We start from the raw sequence: 15,564 nt of genomic DNA, 5'->3' as shown, positions 1-15,564 counted from the left end.
TGCGAAAGCATTGGTGCACAGTCGAATTGATCCATGAGGCCATCGGGGACTGTTGTCTGCTGCCGCGCCTACCCTGCGAACGGCTGTTCCTTGGGCCGTGACCGGCGGCGCCAAGCTGTTCGTCCTCACCCCGCCCTGCATCCGCGTGGCGACAGTGCTGCTTCCGGCTCGTCCAGCAAATACAGGCCGCTCGGGCGGTATCGGCGCCACCGGCTCGACATTCACGACGTGCTGAGCCGCGCCACCCCAACGTCGTGGTGCTCCGGACGTTCGTCAAGACGTACGGACTCGCCGCGCTGCGTATCGGGTACGGCGTCGCCGCACCCGACCTGGTCGACCGGATCGCGCGCTGGCAGCTGCCGTGCGACACCGACCGGATAGTGCGTCTGACCGCGGCACTGCCCCGGGGCATCGCGGTGAAATCCTACGATGGTGCTGGAGTCCGCATCACCGTCGCCGACCGATCGGCGTCGGACGCGGTGATGCGAATACTCGCCGGATGGGAGCCATGAACAGGTCGACAGCGCATACCTCCGTGGCGGCCCAAGAGTCCGCCTTCGAGATATCGCTGGCGCTGGACAATGGGCTGTGCTTCGCCATGTACGCGACATCACGCCTGGTTGCGGCGGCCTACCGGCCGTTCCTGGACCGAATGGGGGTGACCTACCCGCGGTGCCTGGTCCTTCTGGCGCCGTGGGAGCAGCCGGGATCGAGTATGAAACAGCTGTGCGCACGCCTGAGCCTCAACTACGGCACGGTGTCAGCACTGGTCGAACGCCTGGTTACGGCCGACCTGGTAGACCGCGACCCGGGCGGCGCCGACAAACGTGAGGTCGTGCTGCGTCCCACCGCGGCGAGCAGGGCACTCGAGGATCAGGTCAGATGCATGATCGAAACCGTCGCCGTTGATGTCGGACTGTCGCCACAGGATCCGACCTCCGGGACCAGATCAACGACCTCGCACGACGTCTCGCCGAAACTACCCGGCTGCGGACAGGGCGTATCCCCGGGAATACACACGAAAATCTATAGCCCCACGACGATATCGGCGTCCGCGGGCCTGTCCTAGAGGAGTTTGTCAATGTCACGGAACTTTAACGGCTCGAACGGTTTTCGCGCGCTGGGCCAGGCCTCGCTGGGCGCGCTGCTGGTCACTGCCGGCACCGGTCATCTGACGTTCCAGCGCCAGGAATTCCGGGCGCAGGTGCCGCACTGGTTGCAGCTGGACCCCGATGTTGTCGTCGTCGCGTCCGGGGTCGTCGAGATCGGCCTCGGCAGCGCGCTGCTCGCCACTTGGAAACAGCCTCGCCGCGCCCTTGTCGGCGGCGCGGTCGCGGCGTTCTTCGTCGCGATCTTCCCCGGCAACATCGCGCAGCTGGTCAACCACGCCGACGCCTTCGGTCTCGACACCGACACCAAACGTGCTGTGCGACTGGTCTTTCAACCGCTGCTCGTCGCGTGGGCGCTGGCCGCCACCGACAGCCGCCGCACCCTTCGGGAGTACCGCGCCCTGCGGAATCGCCGATCGGCGTAGCCGGGCTCGGGTGCAGATGGCCGATGTCGCGGCTGCCGAGGGAATTCGCCCCCTGCGGCTGCCGCCGAGGCCGACACGCGCCACAACTAAAAGGTGGCGGTGTCGATGACGAACCGGTAGCGGACGTCGCTGCGTAGGACGCGGTCGTACGCCTCGTCGATGCGGTCGGCCGCAATGACCTCGATCTCGGCGCCGATGCCGTGGTCGGCGCAGAAGTTCAGCATCTCCTGGGTCTGCGGCAGGCCGCCGATGAGTGAGCCGGCAACCGAGCGTCGCGCCGCGATCAGGGAGGAGGCAGGGATCTGCATCGGCCCGGGCGGCATACCCACCACGACCAGGGTGCCGTCCAGCTTCAGCAGGCTGATGTACTTCACCATCGGCAGCTCGGCCGACACGGTGTTGATGATCAGGTCGAAGTGGCCGCGCAGGGTGCGGAAGACGGTCTCGTCCGCGGTCGCGAAGTAGTGGTGGGCACCGAACCGCAGCCCGTCGTCCCGCTTGCTCAGCGACTGGCTCAGCACCGTGACCTCAGCGCCGAGTGCCGCCGCGATCTGCACACCGATGTGGCCGAGCCCGCCCATGCCGATGATGGCGACCCGCTTACCGGGCCCGGCGTTCCAGTGCCGCAGTGGGGAGAACAGGGTGATTCCCGCACACAGCAGCGGCGCGGCGTGCTCCAGCGCGATACCGTCCGGGATCGAGACCACAAAGCCCTGGGTCACCACGATCTGCGTCGAGTACCCGCCCATGGTGATGCCGCCGTCCTGCACCGACTCGGGAACCTTGTGGTTGTAGGTCCACGTCGCGCCTCGCAAGCAGTACTGCTGCGACCCGACCAGGCAGTTCTCGCATTCGCCGCAGGAGTCGACCAGGCAGCCGACACCGACTCGATCGCCGACAGCGAATCCGGTGACGTGTGACCCGACCGCGGCCACGATGCCCGCGATCTCGTGTCCCGGCACGCAGGGATAGCTGGTTCCCTGCCACTCATTGCGTGCGGTGTGGATGTCGGAGTGGCAGATTCCGGCGAACTTGACGTCGATCAGCACGTCGTCGGGCCCGAGTTTCCGGCGTTCGACGGTGGTCTTCTCGAAGCGGCCATCGGGGGCGGCGACGGCATATGCGGTAGCGAGTGTCATGGAGTACGTACCTATCGGTGCATGGGCGCTGGTCGGCGTCGACCTCATTTGTTGATGTCGAATTCAAGTTCATATTAGCGGTGCCCCTTGGGAGGCGCCCGCGCGGCGGCCGGGGCCGGGTGTTCCACTCGTGCGAGAGGTGTGCTGGTGTGAGACGCACTCCGTGCGGTGGGGTAGGGCGTCGTCGATTGGAGCCGAGGCCGCAGACTGGTGGGTAATGAAACTGCCTGAGCTTCCTGATCTGCCGGTCCGTGGCGTTCTCGACCGAATTGTCGAGACGTTGGCCGAGCGCGAGACTGCTGTGCTGGTCGCGCCACCGGGGACTGGGAAGACGACCTTGGTGCCGTTGGCGTTGGCGGCGAGGACTGCACAGCGGGTGCTGGTGGCTGAGCCTCGACGGTTGGCGGCTCGAGCCGCAGCTGCGCGGATGGCTTCTTTGCTTGGGGAGTCGGTGGGGGAGACCGTCGGGTACTCGGTCCGAGGGGATCGGCGAGCAGGGCGGGACACTCAGGTCGAAGTCGTCACGTCGGGGTTGCTGGTGCGACGGTTGCAGAGCGATCCCGAGTTGGCGGGGGTTGATGTGGTTGTGCTCGATGAGTGCCATGAGCGGCATCTCGACGCGGATCTGTTGTTGGCGTTGCTGCTCGATGCCAGGGCTGGGTTGAGGCCGGATCTGCGGGTGCTTGCTACGTCGGCGACTGTTGCGGCTGAACGGCTTTCGGCGCTGTTGGGTGGGGATCGTGCGGCGCCGGTGGTGCAGGTCCAGGGGCGGACCCATCCCGTGGATACGACGTATGTTGCGCCGTTGCCACGCGAGCGCGTCGAAGCACAGGTGGCACGCGCCACCCGGGCCGCACTCGTCGGAACCGAGGGCGACGTGCTCGTCTTCCTGCCTGGGGCAGCCGAAATCCGCCGGACGACAGCACTTCTGGCCGACGTGGACGGCGTGGATCTCGTTCCGTTGCACGGCAGACTTTCCGCCGCGGGGCAGGACACAGCGTTGCGGCCAGGGCCGCGGCGGCGAGTGGTGCTGTCCACGGCGGTGGCGGAGTCCAGTTTGACGGTGCCCGGGGTGCGAGCGGTGGTGGATTCGGGACTGGCTCGGGTCCCACGCATCGATCGGGGGCGTGGGCTGTCCGGGCTCGCGACAGTTCGAGTCTCGGTGGCGGTGGCCGAGCAGCGCGCCGGGCGGGCCGGGCGTGAGGGTCCGGGGCGGGTGTGGCGATGCTGGCCGGAATACGAGCACGGCACGCTGCCTGCCTACCCGGAGCCGGAGATTCGGACGGCGGACCTGACTCGGTTGGCGTTGGAACTGGCATGTTGGGGCACGGCTGACGGTCATGGCCTCGCCTGGTGGGATGCTCCGCCGCCCGGTGGGTTGGTTGCGGGCCGGGCTGTATTGCGCGCGTTGGGGGCCGTGAACGGAGACGGTGTTGTCACCGACCGTGGGCGGCGCATCGCTCGGATCGGGCTGCATCCTCGGTTGGCGCGGGCGTTGCTCGACGGGGCGGCCGAGGTCGGTGCTCGGGCGGCTGCGGAAGTGGTCACTGTCCTCGACGACGACACTCTTGCCTCCGGAGTCGATCTCACGGCTGGTCTGCGTGTGCTGCGGCGCGAGCGGCCGGCACGCTGGCGGCGGGAGGTCGAGCGGCTGGTACGATCGGTCGAGGCGTCGGACGGTGTCGACGATCCGGCTTACGTTGTCGCGCTGGCTCATCCGGAGCGGCTGGCGCGACGGCGCGGCCCGGGCTCGGCGAGCTATCTCATGGTCGGCGGCACTGCGGTGACGCTGCCGCCCGGCTCTGGAATAGGTGATGCGGAGTGGCTGGCGGTCGGCGTTGCGACGCGCGATCCGGGTCGTTCCGAGGGGTGGATACGGTTGGCTGCGGTCGCCGATGAACAGCTGGCCCGCCGTGCCGCATCGAGCCTGCTGACGACCATCGACGAGGTCGATTGGATCGACGGCGATGTGGTCGCTCGGCGGGTCGAACGACTGGGAGCGATCGTGTTGTCGGAGAAGCTGATTCGTGACCCCGATCGCCAATTGCTCAGCGCCGCGGTGCGTCGCGGACTGAGCGCGACCGGTCTCGGCCTGCTGCGCTGGGATTCCGATGCGATCGCCTTACGTCAGCGCCTCGACTTCCTGCACCGCACCCTCGGCGCCCCTTGGCCGCCGGTCGATGACGAGTCGCTGCTCGCCGCCACCGACACCTGGCTCGGCCCCGAACTTGCCACTGCCCGCCGCCGCGCCGACCTCGAACGCATCGACGCCGGACAGGCACTGAGTCGCCTGCTGCCCTGGCCGGACGCCGTCCGGATGGACGAACTGGCGCCGGAACGATTGGAGGTCCCTTCTGGCGGCCGCCCCCGCCTCGACTACTCGACCGACCCGCCGGTGCTCGCGGTCAAAGTGCAGGAAGTCTTCGGTTGGACGGACGCACCACGCCTGGCCCTTGGCCGCGTCCAGATCGTGCTGCACCTGCTCTCACCCGCCCAACGCCCGGTCGCGGTCACTACGGACCTGGCATCCTTCTGGCGCACCGGCTGGCCTCGAGTCCGCGCCGACCTCCGCGGTCGCTACCCCAAACACGCCTGGCCGGAAGACCCCACCACCATGCCCGCCCACCGCGGCACTGCGCGCAATGCCGGGCGCGGCTAGCCAAGACCCCACGCTGACCCCACGTTTTTGGCTGTGCGCTCATTCGCCGCAACGAGCCGGCGTAGCCAGGGGCGAGTAGCGGCGTCTCGCCTGAGCGGGTATGCAACAGATGCTTGATTCATTGCACCATTTGTGAGTATGTTGCATCCATGAGTGGTCCCAGTCACAGCAGTCCTGGAGGCGATCAGGCGATCGACGTCGCCCGTCGCCAGTTCCTCGCCGGCGACCGGTTGGACATGCAAAAACTCGCCGCTGAACTCGGGGTCGACCGGTCGACGCTGTTCCGCTGGGTCGGCAATCGCGACCGGCTGCTCGCGACCGTGCTGTGGTCGCTTGCCGAGCCGACATACCGCGCCGCGGTGGCGTCGACCACGCGCAATGGTGCCGCCCGGATCGCCGACGCGACAGGCGCGTTCGGCCAAGCACTCATCGAAGCACCGTATTTCCGCACGTTCCTGCGTCGGGAACCCGAACGCGCGCTGCGCCTGCTCACGACCAAGGAAAGCCCGGTCCAGCACGAAATGGTCGGCGCCGCAGAACGTGTGGTGCAACAGGAACTGGACCGCGGCCACCTCACTCATCCGATGTCGGCGCGTGACCTGGCCTACCTCATCGCGCGCATCACCGAATCCTTCATCTACGCCGATCTCATCACCGGAGACGACCCCGACGCCGCGAAAGCCGCCATCGCGGTGGCGGCGTTGCTCGGCGATGCCACCTATACACCGAAAGGGACTTCGTCATGACTGCGCGCGGGTACTGCAGCCCCGAATTCGTCGAGCTGCGAACCGAGTTCGAGAAGAACATCGCTTCGGGAAAGGAGCTGGGGGCGTCGGTAGTCGTCGACATCGACGGCGATGTCGTGGTCGATCTGTGGGGCGGGTTCTGCGACAGCGAACGAACCCGACCGTGGAAGTCCGACACCATCACGAACGTGTGGTCGTCGACGAAGACGGTCACGAGTCTGGCGGTGTTGATGCTGGTGGACCGTGGCCGGCTCGATGTCCGCGCACCGGTCGCGGAGTACTGGCCTGAATTCGCAGCCCATGGGAAAGACCGGATCGAGCTCCGCCATCTCCTTTCGCATACCTCCGGTGTCGCCGGATGGGAGCCGCCGTTCGGCATGGACGAGCTCTACGACTGGGAACTGGCGAGCTCCCGCCTGGCCGGCCAAGCTCCGCGGTGGGAGCCGGGAACCGCATCCGGATACCACGCACAGAACTTCGGCCAGTTGCTCGGCGAGGTCGTTCGCCGAGTCACCGGCAAGACGCTCGCCCAATTCGTCGCCGACGAGATCGCCGGACCGCTGGGCGCCGACTTCCAGATCGGCGCTCGCGAATCGGATTGGCCGCGTATCGCCGAAGTCGTTCCGCCGCCGCCGCTTCCAATCGACCTGACCGTGCTTCCCGAGGACAACCTGACACGACTCGCCCTCGGCACTCCGCAGCTCGATGCGGCCGCCGCGAACACCGCGTCATGGCGGCGCGCCGATCTGGGCGCCTACAACGGACACGGCAACGCCCGCTCGCTCGCCCGCATCCTTTCTGTCATCGCCCGCGGCGGGACAGTCGACGACATCACGTTGTTGACACCGGGCACGATCGACTTGATTTTCGAGGAGCAGTCCAACGGAAACGACCTCGTGCTGGGACTTCCGTTGCGCTTCGGCATCGGTTACGGCCTTCCGCAACTGGTCAGCCTCCCCTACATCCCGGACGAACGGATCTGCTTCTGGGGCGGCTGGGGCGGATCGATGGTCGTCATGGATCTCGACCGTCGCATGACCGTCACCTACGCGATGAACAGGATGGGTCCCGGGATCATCGGTTCGCCGCGCAGCGAGGCGTACCTGCGCACGATCTATCGGCTGGTCGACGCCTGATCGTCGTACACACTGGCCTTGCGGAACGTCACGCCCGGTGCGTACGCCGGGCGGCTGGGCAGTATCGACGTACGATCACCGGCGCGATACACGCATCGTCGGAACGGCCCGCGGTCGCGCGTGCTGCGGCGCGGATACACAGTGGTCTCGTCCTTCGCGCAGAGATGGCCGTTGTTCGGGTGGACAATGGGAGAATGCACCCGCACGGGACGTTGCCCGGCTCGGGAAAGGGTCTGAGCAGAGCCGAACTGCTCGCCGCGATATCGCTTGCGATCGACCTCGGTCTGGGTCAGCCGATGGAACACATGCTTCGGTCGTCCTTGATCGCGACACGGATCGCCGATCGGATGAGGCTCGACCGGCAACAGCGGGCGACCGTGTACTACGCCAATCTGGTCGGGTGGATCGGTTGTCACGCCGACTCCCACGAACTCTCGGCGCTCTTCGGCGACGACATCGCCTTCCGGGCCGACACCTACACGGTGGACATGACCGGCCTGCCGTTTCTGCGGCTGATGACGAGTCATGTCGGACGCGGATTGCCGGGCTGGGAGCGCGGCATCCGTGCCACTGCCTTTCTGGTCACGGCTCGCAGCCAGGTCGCCACACTGATCCAGTCGCATTGCAGTTCCGCCGGGGTTCTCTCCGATCGGATGGGCTTGGACGAGCAGGTCGGAAAGGCGCTGGCCCACACCTTCGAACGCTGGGACGGCCGGGGGCTGCCCAACGGTTCCCGCGGAGACGATATCCCGGTCGAGATCCACATCGCTCACGTCGCAGACGTCGTCGAGGTGCACCTGCGGACGGGTGGGCTCGAGCACGCGAAGGGTGTTGTCCGTTCTCGGCGCGGCAGTCAGTTCAGCCCAGCCGTGGCGGCGGTGTTCGATCGCGACGCGGCGGCGATCGTGGACGGGTTGCTCGAAATCGACGTCTGGACAGCAGCATTGGCCCAGGCACCGGATCGTGACCGAACCCTGACGGCCGAGGAGAGCGACGAGTTACTCGAGGCCATGGCTGATTTCGCCGATCTCAAATCTCCATTCACTCTGGGGCATTCGCGTGGCGTCGCGAACCTGGTGGCCGGGGCAGCTCGACACCTGGGCATGTCGCCGTCGGACATCACGCATCTCTACCGTGCCGGCCTGGTGCACGGCCTTGGCAAAATGGGAGTGTCCAACCGGATCTGGGAGAAGAAGGGGCCGCTCACTACGGCTGAATGGGAACGGGTACGGATGTATCCGGATCTGACCGGTCGGATACTGGGTCGAGTCAACGGCTTGGAGTCGGTGGTGCCCATCGCGATGAAGCACCGGGAAAGGATCGACGGGTCCGGCTTTCCCCGGGGGATCGCCGGCGCGGAGTTGACCGCGCAGGACCGGCTGCTTGCCACGGCGGACGCTTATCAACGACTGCTCGAGCCGCGTCCCGACCGGCCGCCGCTCGATCCTCGCGGCGCTGCCGATCGGTTACGAAAGGAGGCGCGCGCCGGACGCCTCGACGCCGAGTCGGCTGCGGCCGTGCTTGCGGTGGCCAGTCCGCGGAGCTCGCGGCGGACGCCCTGGCCGGCCGGGCTGACCGACCGCGAGGTCGAGATCCTGCGACTCGTCGCGCAGGGCCGATCGAACAGAGAGATCGCCGCCGAACTGTTCATCGCCGAGAAGACGGCACGCAACCACGTCGAACGTGTCTACGCCAAGCTCGGCGTCAACAACCGCACGCAGGCCAGTCTCGCCGCGATCGACCGGGGTCTGGCGGGGTTCCCGGTCAATGCGACCGTCGGAAATTGAAGTATCCGCTGCGCCAGGTAAATCAGCTCGGCAACCGTGCCTTCATCGCCGGGATGCGCTGGGCCGGGACCGCCGGTCCAAGACCCATATCGTGGCCAGCATGAGGGCAACGGCAAACGAGGCGAGCGCGAGGAGACTGGCGCCGGTGCCTCCGTGGAAGGTGTCGCCGTAGGCGGACATGGCAGGCAGCGTGGTGGTGTACCGCTCGAGATCCAGATCGCGACCCAGCGCTTCGAACGCGTGGCGGTTGGATAGGCCGAGACTCATCAGGCGTCCCGGGAGGGCCATCTCGTCGACGGGGACGATGGCGCCACCGAACAGAACCTGAGGGAAGCAGAGCATCGGCAGGGCGAGGGCGGCCTGCGCGGCGTTGGAGACCGCGGCCGAGGCGAGCAATCCGAGGGCCAGTGCCGAGGTCGCCTCGATCACAATCGTCACGAACAGGAAGGCGGACACGTCCCATCCCACGGCGGGGAGCCGACCGAGCGCCCGCAGCACACCGAGAAGCACCGCGCTCACTCCAGCCAGCACCGGAAGCAGCGCTGTCACCTTGGATGCCACGTAGGCGCTCACACTGAGCCCGGCCAGGCGCTCCCGCCGGAAGACGGCCATCTCCCCGACGATCTGGAGCAGGCCGTACGTGAGGCCGAAGAAGAAGCCTGCGAACGCGATCCAGAACACGATCTGGACCGGGCCGAGGTCGGCTTCGTTACGCGGATCGAACGCGTCTCGCTGGAACAGGGTCGCCATCATCGCAGTGACCAGCACCGGTGAGCCGAGCAGGACCGCCAAGGTCAGCCGGTTGCGAAGGAGAACATCGACATTGCGTCGTGTCAGTAGCCACCATTGCCGGACCATGTCTGTGCGCTTGACGTCGGAACGGGTGGCGGGGATGGGCAGTAGCGCCGAGCCAGGCCGGGTTGTCGACCTCCCACCGCTGTCCGCGAATCGCTCCGCCCAGATCTGAGGGGTGTGCTCACGAGCCAGCCGGTCGTACACCTCGGCGAGATCCTCGACGCCGAAGTAGCGCCGAGCCTCGGTCGGGCTGCCGGTGAAGGCCAGGTGGCCGTCGCGCGCCAGGAACACCACCCGGTCACACCGGTCGATGCCGGTCGGCTCGTGCGTCGTGAGGACGACTGTGACTCCGCGCTGGCTGAGTCGGCGCAGCAGGCGCATCACGTCGGCTGCGGTCGACGGATCGAGCCCGGAGGTGGGTTCGTCGAGGAAGAACAGGTGTGGCCGGGTCAGTAGCTCCACGGCGATACTGGCCCGCTTGCGCTGGCCGCCGGACAGCGCACGGACCGGCACCTCGGCCCGATCAGCCAGGTCGAGGTCATGCATGGTCTCCTCGACTACCCGGTCCGCCTCGGCCGCCGATGTGCCTGCGGGCAGCCGAAGCCGCGCCGCGTAGCGCAGCGTGCGGCGCAGGGGCATCTCGAGATGGATGATGTCCTCCTGGGGCACGTAGCCGATACGGGAATCGGCGCTGACTCGGTCCCCGCGAACGACGCCGTCATGCCGAACCTCCCCGGCAGACGGTGGTCGCAGTCCCGCGAGGATCTCCAGCAATGTGCTCTTTCCTGCTCCACTGCCGCCGGCAATGGCGACCAACTCGCCTGGTTCGACCGACAACGACAGCTCTTGGAGAATCTGCCGCGCCCCGACACACCGGCTTACGTTGACTGCATCGATTCGCCCGCCGTCCGGCACTCCAGGTGTGTGATCTGAAATGGGCGTACCGAACCGCTCGACGGTCGGTGATTCGAATGTCAATTCGGTCATGACCGGTGATCTCCGTGATTCCTGAACTCGCTTCGTCATGCCCTGATCATCGGTCCGCCGCCGCCGTGGTCGCATGAGGCGTTTGCCTCAAATCGCGCCCTGGCTGTGCCAGCGCCCACCAGGAAGCATCGCCTCACCGGGCAGCGGGAAAACTGGCTCCGTGGTTAGATCGGAGACCCTCGGAACAGCGGATTTCGTTGGGGAAACAAGACGGCGCCGCAGCAGGTCGCTCTGGAGGAGTTCGACTTCGCCGCGAGCCCGAAACTGCCCTCTGCGCAGATCCGTGACCTGGCAGCGCTGCGGTGGCTGCCGATCGGTGAGTCGGTCATCCTGACCGGGCCGGTTGACGCTGGATAGCGCGTCATCTTCGCTCATGCTTCCGAAGCATTGTTCTGCGATGCCGCGATCCATGCTGCGATCTGTGCCCGGGAGGTGAACCCCAGCTTGGTCAGCAGGTGCTCGACGTGTCCTTGGGCGGTGCGTGGTGAGATGACCAGGCGAGTGGCGATCTCCCGATTGGTGAGCCCTTCGGCGATCAGTTCGGCGACTTGTCGTTCCCGTTTGGTCAGTTTGCGACCGGCGCTGTCTGCGGGTGCGGGAGGGGCGTGTTCACCCAGGGCGTAGGCGATCGCGGCGTCGAAACTGAGCGCGGCGCCCTCCCTTTGGGCTGCAGCGTATGTCTGCTCGCTCATTGCCTGGCGAGTCCGGCGCTCGGACTCTTCGTGGGGGACGAGCAGGTCGGAGTACCAGCTCGGCGAAGCGCCCACCGACCGGTCGATATGATCAGCGGCTGCCATCAGCACGACCGCACGCTCGACATCCTGTTGGTCGTTGGCGATCCGCGCCAATGCGCGTAGGCACATGCTCGTGTTCGTGCGGTCGTTCACCGTCCGGCTCGCCTGCAGTGCCCGCGCGAGTAGTCGAGTCGCCCGCGCGAGGTCGCCCTGCCGACACGACGCCACCGCCAGCGACCACAGCACGTAAGGGCGGTACATCGTTTCGCCGTGCTTTTCGGCGATGGCGAGCGCGTGCTCGTAGCATTCGACGGCTTTTTCGGTATCGTTGTGCAGTTCCTGGGTGAATCCGAGGAGTGTCAACGCGTGGACTCGGAAGAAGACGTTGTCGAGTTTCGTATACGCCTGGACAGCCTTCTCGAGGTACGGGCTTGCGGCAGAAGGTTTTCCGCTGAGTATCGCGAGAATTCCGTCGGCGAGGTCGATGTGTGCGCGGGCAAACGGGGCGGTGGTCTGCTCTACGAGCGGGCGCCCTTTGCGCACGAGACCCTCGACCGCGGGAAGGTCACCTTGTACCGCCGCTATCATGCAGGCGGCGTAGATCGCCGCGGCCTGGTCGATGGTGAGTTGGCCGGTGCGGCGAGCCAGAAGACGGTCCAGCCAGCGGCGCGCCTCACTCAGCGAGCCTTGGGAGTACCAGAACGGCCAAATATCGGCGGCGATCCGGATCCCGACTTCGGGGTTGTCGGAGACGCAGAACTCCAGCGCCTGCCGCAAGTTCGGCTGCTCCCGACGCAACCGGGAGATCCACTCGAGCGCCCGGTTACTGGGCCAGTTGGCATACGCGTCAAGGGCAAGCCGTTCGTACCAGTCGCGGTGGCGGCGTCGGTACTGGAGGTATTCGCCGGTCTCTCTTGCCTTTTCGTGACCGTAGTCGCGCACGGTGTCGAGCATTCGGAATCGGACCGCGGTATCCGATTCCTCCCGTATCAATATCGACTTGTCGACGAGGGAGGCCACCGTGTCCAGGAAATCCTCTGCCGTGGGATCGTCGCCGCAGACGTATTGGGCGGCCTCGAGTTCGAAGCTTCCGGCGAACACCGAGAGCTGGGCCCATACTCGTTGTTCTGTCGGGGTGCACAGGTCGTGGCTCCAGTCGATGCACATGCGCAACGTCTGTTGCCGTGGCGGGGCGGTCCTGCTGCCGCGGGTGAGCAATGCGAATCGATCGGTCAGCCGCTGCAAGATCTGGTCCGGCGACATGACTCGCAGCCGGGCTGTCGCCAGCTCGATCGGCAACGGCAAGCCGTCCAGCTGCCGGCAGATCCCGGCGATGGTGGCCGTGTTGTCGTCGGTGATCTCGAAGCCCGCGACGGCCGTGGTTGCTCGTTCGGCGAACAATCTCATCGCGTCGTTTCGGGACGGGCTCCTCGGTAGCCGGTCGGGATCGGGAACGGCAAGCGGGTGTACCGGCAATACCGCTTCTCCGTCGAGGCCGATCGGTTCGCGACTCGTCGCGAGAATTCGCAACCCGGGACACGCGCGAAGCAGTGATTCGGCGAGCTCGGCGACCGCGGCGACCATTTGCTCGCAATTGTCCAGCACGAGTAGCAGTTCCCCGTCGGCCAGGAACTCGGCGAGCACCTCGCGCAGCGGCCGCGCCGATCGGTCCTGCAATCCCAGCGCGTTCGCCACGATGCTCGCCAGCAGCGACTCGTCACGCACCTCGCCGATTTCCACGAATGCCACACCGTCGGCGAACTCACGCTGCACGTTGGTGGCGACCCGCACCGCCAGCCGGGTCTTGCCTACCCCGCCCATCCCGGTCAACGTCACCAATCGCGCGGTCGACAACGAGTTCTTCGCTTCGGTCAGCTCGGTACGTCGATTCACGAAACTGGTCAGCTCCAACGGAGCCTTCCCCGGTCGAGAAGTCTGCGACGGTCGGCGCTGATTCGACACTGTCGAGGAAGACTTCCCGCGTGTGGGTGGCGTGGGTTCGTGCTCGGCTTCGGACGGGGTATGCAGAGCCATCTCGTCGACGGGAAGTCCATGGTGGCGTTGCGAGGCCTGGAGTTGCTCACCCAGTTCCGCGGCGGACGGGCGGCTGCGCGGGTCGCTGTGCATGGCACGTTCGACGATGGCGCTGACATCCTCGGCGATGCCCTGCTCCCGCAGATCAGGGACCGGCTCGGAGGTGATCCGGACGAACTGAGCCACCAACTGCTCACCGCTGCGGCGTTCGAAAGCGGCATGACCGGTGATCGCGGCGAACAACGTCGCGCCCAAGCCATAGACGTCGGTGGCGGGACTCGGTGACTCGCCGGCGACCACTTCCGGCGCGGTAAAGGCCGGCGTACCTGTCACGATGCCGGTGCCGGTGACGAAACCGCCTGCGAAATGGGCGATTCCGAAGTCCACCAGCGTCGGCTCGTCGTAATCGGTGAAAAGGATGTTCGCTGGCTTGACGTCGCGATGCAGAACCCCGAAGCGATGCGCCGTCTCCAGCGCCCCGGCCAGCTTCACCCCGAGCCGCAGCACCTCCTGCAGCTCCAGTGGCCCGTCGCTGCGGATCCGCGCGTCGAGGGAACCGCGCGGGTAGTACGGCATCACGAGAAAAGGCCGACCATTGCCGGTCACATCCGCGTGGAGGACGTGCACGATATTGGGGTGCCCGGTCAGCCTGCCCGCGGCGCGTTGCTCGCGGAAGAACCGCGCCCGATTGTCCTCGTCGAGACCGGTGGTGAGCAGTTTGACCGCCACCACGCGGTCGAGCTCGGCCTGCGTGCACCGGTAGACGGCACCGAACCCGCCGCGGCCGATCTCCATGGCGTCGTCGAACCCGGCCGCGGCCAGTTCCGCCGCGACCGAGCCAGACGCGTCGCGTTGCGTTGCGAGCGGATCGGCGCCGGTCATCGACCTATACCGATTCACCCGATCCACGCCATGGCAACAGCATCATTGTCCTGCTCGCCTCTCGATGACTACTTCGAGGATATCGCCACGGTAGTAACTGCGGGCCCCACCGCCGCAGTCGACGGCACGTGAAGACTGATCACTGCGCGGCATCCGAATTTCGACCCCTTGTCTGTTCGCCGAGGCTATAACCCGAGTCAGGGAGGACGAAAGGGGTGCTTGCCGCATGGTGGGTGCGGAGTCGAGCCATAGCAGAACCTGCAGGTCGGCGATGTCGAGTCGGTGAGCGATGGCTTCGGCCACGAACGTGGCGGCCAGGTTGTGCTGAATGAGGGCTGATTGTTACCGATATTCGTCGGGCGAGGGGTCGGGGGAAGGCGCGGAAGCTGCGTGGCAGTCGGTGGTTACCGTGCATGTCGCGAAGGAAATGCCGTTGCCGGCGATGCGCGTCGGCGAGCGTGATCGTCCGGATGTGGTGGGGGTGGGATGTGACTAAAATTCCGGTGATGGAGCGACGCAGCGAGGCCGCACGGAGTCGTGGCGGAGGTGATCGCCGGTCGCCGTTCGACCGGTTCGTCGAGCAGGCCGAGTTGCGAGTGAGTCAGGCTCCGTTCTTCTTCGTCTGTGCGGGGATCGTCGTGGCGTGGCTGATCAGCTTGCCATGGTGGACGGACCTCAAGACCTGGCAAGTCGCCATTCATACCGTTGCGAGCGTTTTCACGCTGCTGTTGGTGGTGCTGCTCGAGAACTCCAGTCGCCGGGCAAGCGAGGCCGCGCAGGAGAAACTCAATGTCATCGCCGAGGCGCTGGCGGCGCTGCTGGCGTCGTCCGCGTTCGACGATTCCGAGCTTCGAACGGTCGCGGAGCGGCTCCGGGAAGCTGTTGGACTCGAAGAGCGCCACTGAAATGTGGTTGTTCGGGGATTCACCGGCGGCCAAGTCCGCGGCCCAATGATCGCGGCCCGATAGGCGGGGACCGGATCCGCTCTGACCGGCGATGTGCAAAGCGCAGCGATAAGACAGATTGTGCGGGGTGGCGTGTTGTGTACACCTGCACGCTGTGCAGGTGCCGGGGAGACCCGCGCCGGTTCGCCGTGTGACGAGCGGTGGCATCGGTCGGATCTTTCGTCGC

At 66.5% G+C, this 15,564-nt stretch carries 11 protein-coding genes and 1 pseudogene; 9 read left to right on the top strand and 3 right to left on the bottom strand.

Features of this window, described 5'->3' with window-relative positions; genetic code table 11:
* Window positions 1–254 precede the first annotated feature (254 nt).
* Genes AC3ERS_RS30330 through AC3ERS_RS30320 form a run of 3 tightly spaced genes read left to right on the top strand, consistent with a single transcriptional unit; the run spans window position 255 to window position 1,534 of the window.
* Window positions 255–512, top strand: coding sequence for an aminotransferase class I/II-fold pyridoxal phosphate-dependent enzyme (locus tag AC3ERS_RS30330; protein ID WP_431971547.1), 258 nt, complete (start codon window positions 255–257; stop codon window positions 510–512).
* A complete protein-coding gene (locus AC3ERS_RS30325; protein WP_431971546.1) occupies window positions 500–1,069 on the top strand; it encodes a MarR family winged helix-turn-helix transcriptional regulator in 570 nt (189 codons plus the stop codon). The genes AC3ERS_RS30330 and AC3ERS_RS30325 overlap by 13 nt, the downstream gene beginning before the upstream one ends.
* 12 nt (window positions 1,070–1,081) lie before the next feature.
* Window positions 1,082–1,534 carry a DoxX family protein gene (locus AC3ERS_RS30320; RefSeq protein ID WP_431971545.1) on the top strand — a complete coding sequence of 151 codons (453 nt, stop codon included), beginning with the start codon at window positions 1,082–1,084 and terminating at the stop codon, window positions 1,532–1,534.
* An 86-nt stretch (window positions 1,535–1,620) separates the two neighbouring features.
* Here the strand turns inward: AC3ERS_RS30320 and AC3ERS_RS30315 are convergent, their stop codons facing one another.
* Window positions 1,621–2,673 carry an NAD(P)-dependent alcohol dehydrogenase gene (locus AC3ERS_RS30315; protein ID WP_431971544.1) on the bottom strand — a complete coding sequence of 351 codons (1,053 nt, stop codon included), beginning with the start codon at window positions 2,671–2,673 and terminating at the stop codon, window positions 1,621–1,623.
* 217 nt (window positions 2,674–2,890) lie between these two features.
* On the opposite strand from AC3ERS_RS30315, the gene hrpB reads away from it, so the two are divergent.
* The 4 genes from hrpB (at window position 2,891) to AC3ERS_RS30295 (ending at window position 9,001) form a co-directional block, all read left to right on the top strand.
* Complete coding sequence (gene hrpB / locus AC3ERS_RS30310) at window positions 2,891–5,332, top strand: ATP-dependent helicase HrpB (protein WP_431971543.1); 2,442 nt, start codon at window positions 2,891–2,893, stop codon at window positions 5,330–5,332.
* 149 nt (window positions 5,333–5,481) lie between these two features.
* Window positions 5,482–6,078 carry a QsdR family transcriptional regulator gene (locus tag AC3ERS_RS30305; RefSeq protein ID WP_431971542.1) on the top strand — a complete coding sequence of 199 codons (597 nt, stop codon included), beginning with the start codon at window positions 5,482–5,484 and terminating at the stop codon, window positions 6,076–6,078.
* A complete protein-coding gene (locus AC3ERS_RS30300; protein ID WP_431971541.1) occupies window positions 6,075–7,214 on the top strand; it encodes a serine hydrolase domain-containing protein in 1,140 nt (379 codons plus the stop codon). Before AC3ERS_RS30305 ends, AC3ERS_RS30300 begins: the two co-directional genes overlap by 4 nt.
* A gap of 194 nt (window positions 7,215–7,408) precedes the next feature.
* Window positions 7,409–9,001 carry an HD domain-containing phosphohydrolase gene (locus AC3ERS_RS30295; RefSeq protein WP_431971540.1) on the top strand — a complete coding sequence of 531 codons (1,593 nt, stop codon included), beginning with the start codon at window positions 7,409–7,411 and terminating at the stop codon, window positions 8,999–9,001.
* 42 nt (window positions 9,002–9,043) lie between these two features.
* Here the strand turns inward: AC3ERS_RS30295 and AC3ERS_RS30290 are convergent, their stop codons facing one another.
* Window positions 9,044–10,858 (bottom strand): ABC transporter ATP-binding protein/permease, encoded by a 1,815-nt coding sequence (locus AC3ERS_RS30290; RefSeq protein ID WP_431971539.1) that lies wholly within the window; start codon window positions 10,856–10,858, stop codon window positions 9,044–9,046.
* A 147-nt stretch (window positions 10,859–11,005) separates the two neighbouring features.
* Here AC3ERS_RS30290 and AC3ERS_RS30285 point away from each other — a divergent pair.
* Window positions 11,006–11,137: pseudogene (locus AC3ERS_RS30285) on the top strand (ATP-binding protein); the annotation flags it as partial.
* 17 nt (window positions 11,138–11,154) lie between these two features.
* On the opposite strand, the gene AC3ERS_RS30280 reads toward AC3ERS_RS30285, so the two are convergent.
* Window positions 11,155–14,433, bottom strand: coding sequence for a protein kinase domain-containing protein (locus AC3ERS_RS30280; RefSeq protein ID WP_431971538.1), 3,279 nt, complete (start codon window positions 14,431–14,433; stop codon window positions 11,155–11,157).
* Window positions 14,434–14,939: 506 nt separating this feature from the next.
* Between AC3ERS_RS30280 and AC3ERS_RS30275 the strand changes: the two genes are divergently transcribed.
* On the top strand, window positions 14,940–15,338 hold the full coding sequence (locus AC3ERS_RS30275; protein ID WP_431971537.1) for a low affinity iron permease family protein: 399 nt from the start codon (window positions 14,940–14,942) through the stop codon (window positions 15,336–15,338).
* Window positions 15,339–15,564 lie beyond the last annotated feature (226 nt).

The organism is Nocardia sp. bgisy134 (assembly GCF_057708325.1).
The sequence above is the reverse complement of the archived record's forward strand: the minus strand, read 5'-3'. Positions and strand labels throughout refer to the sequence as shown.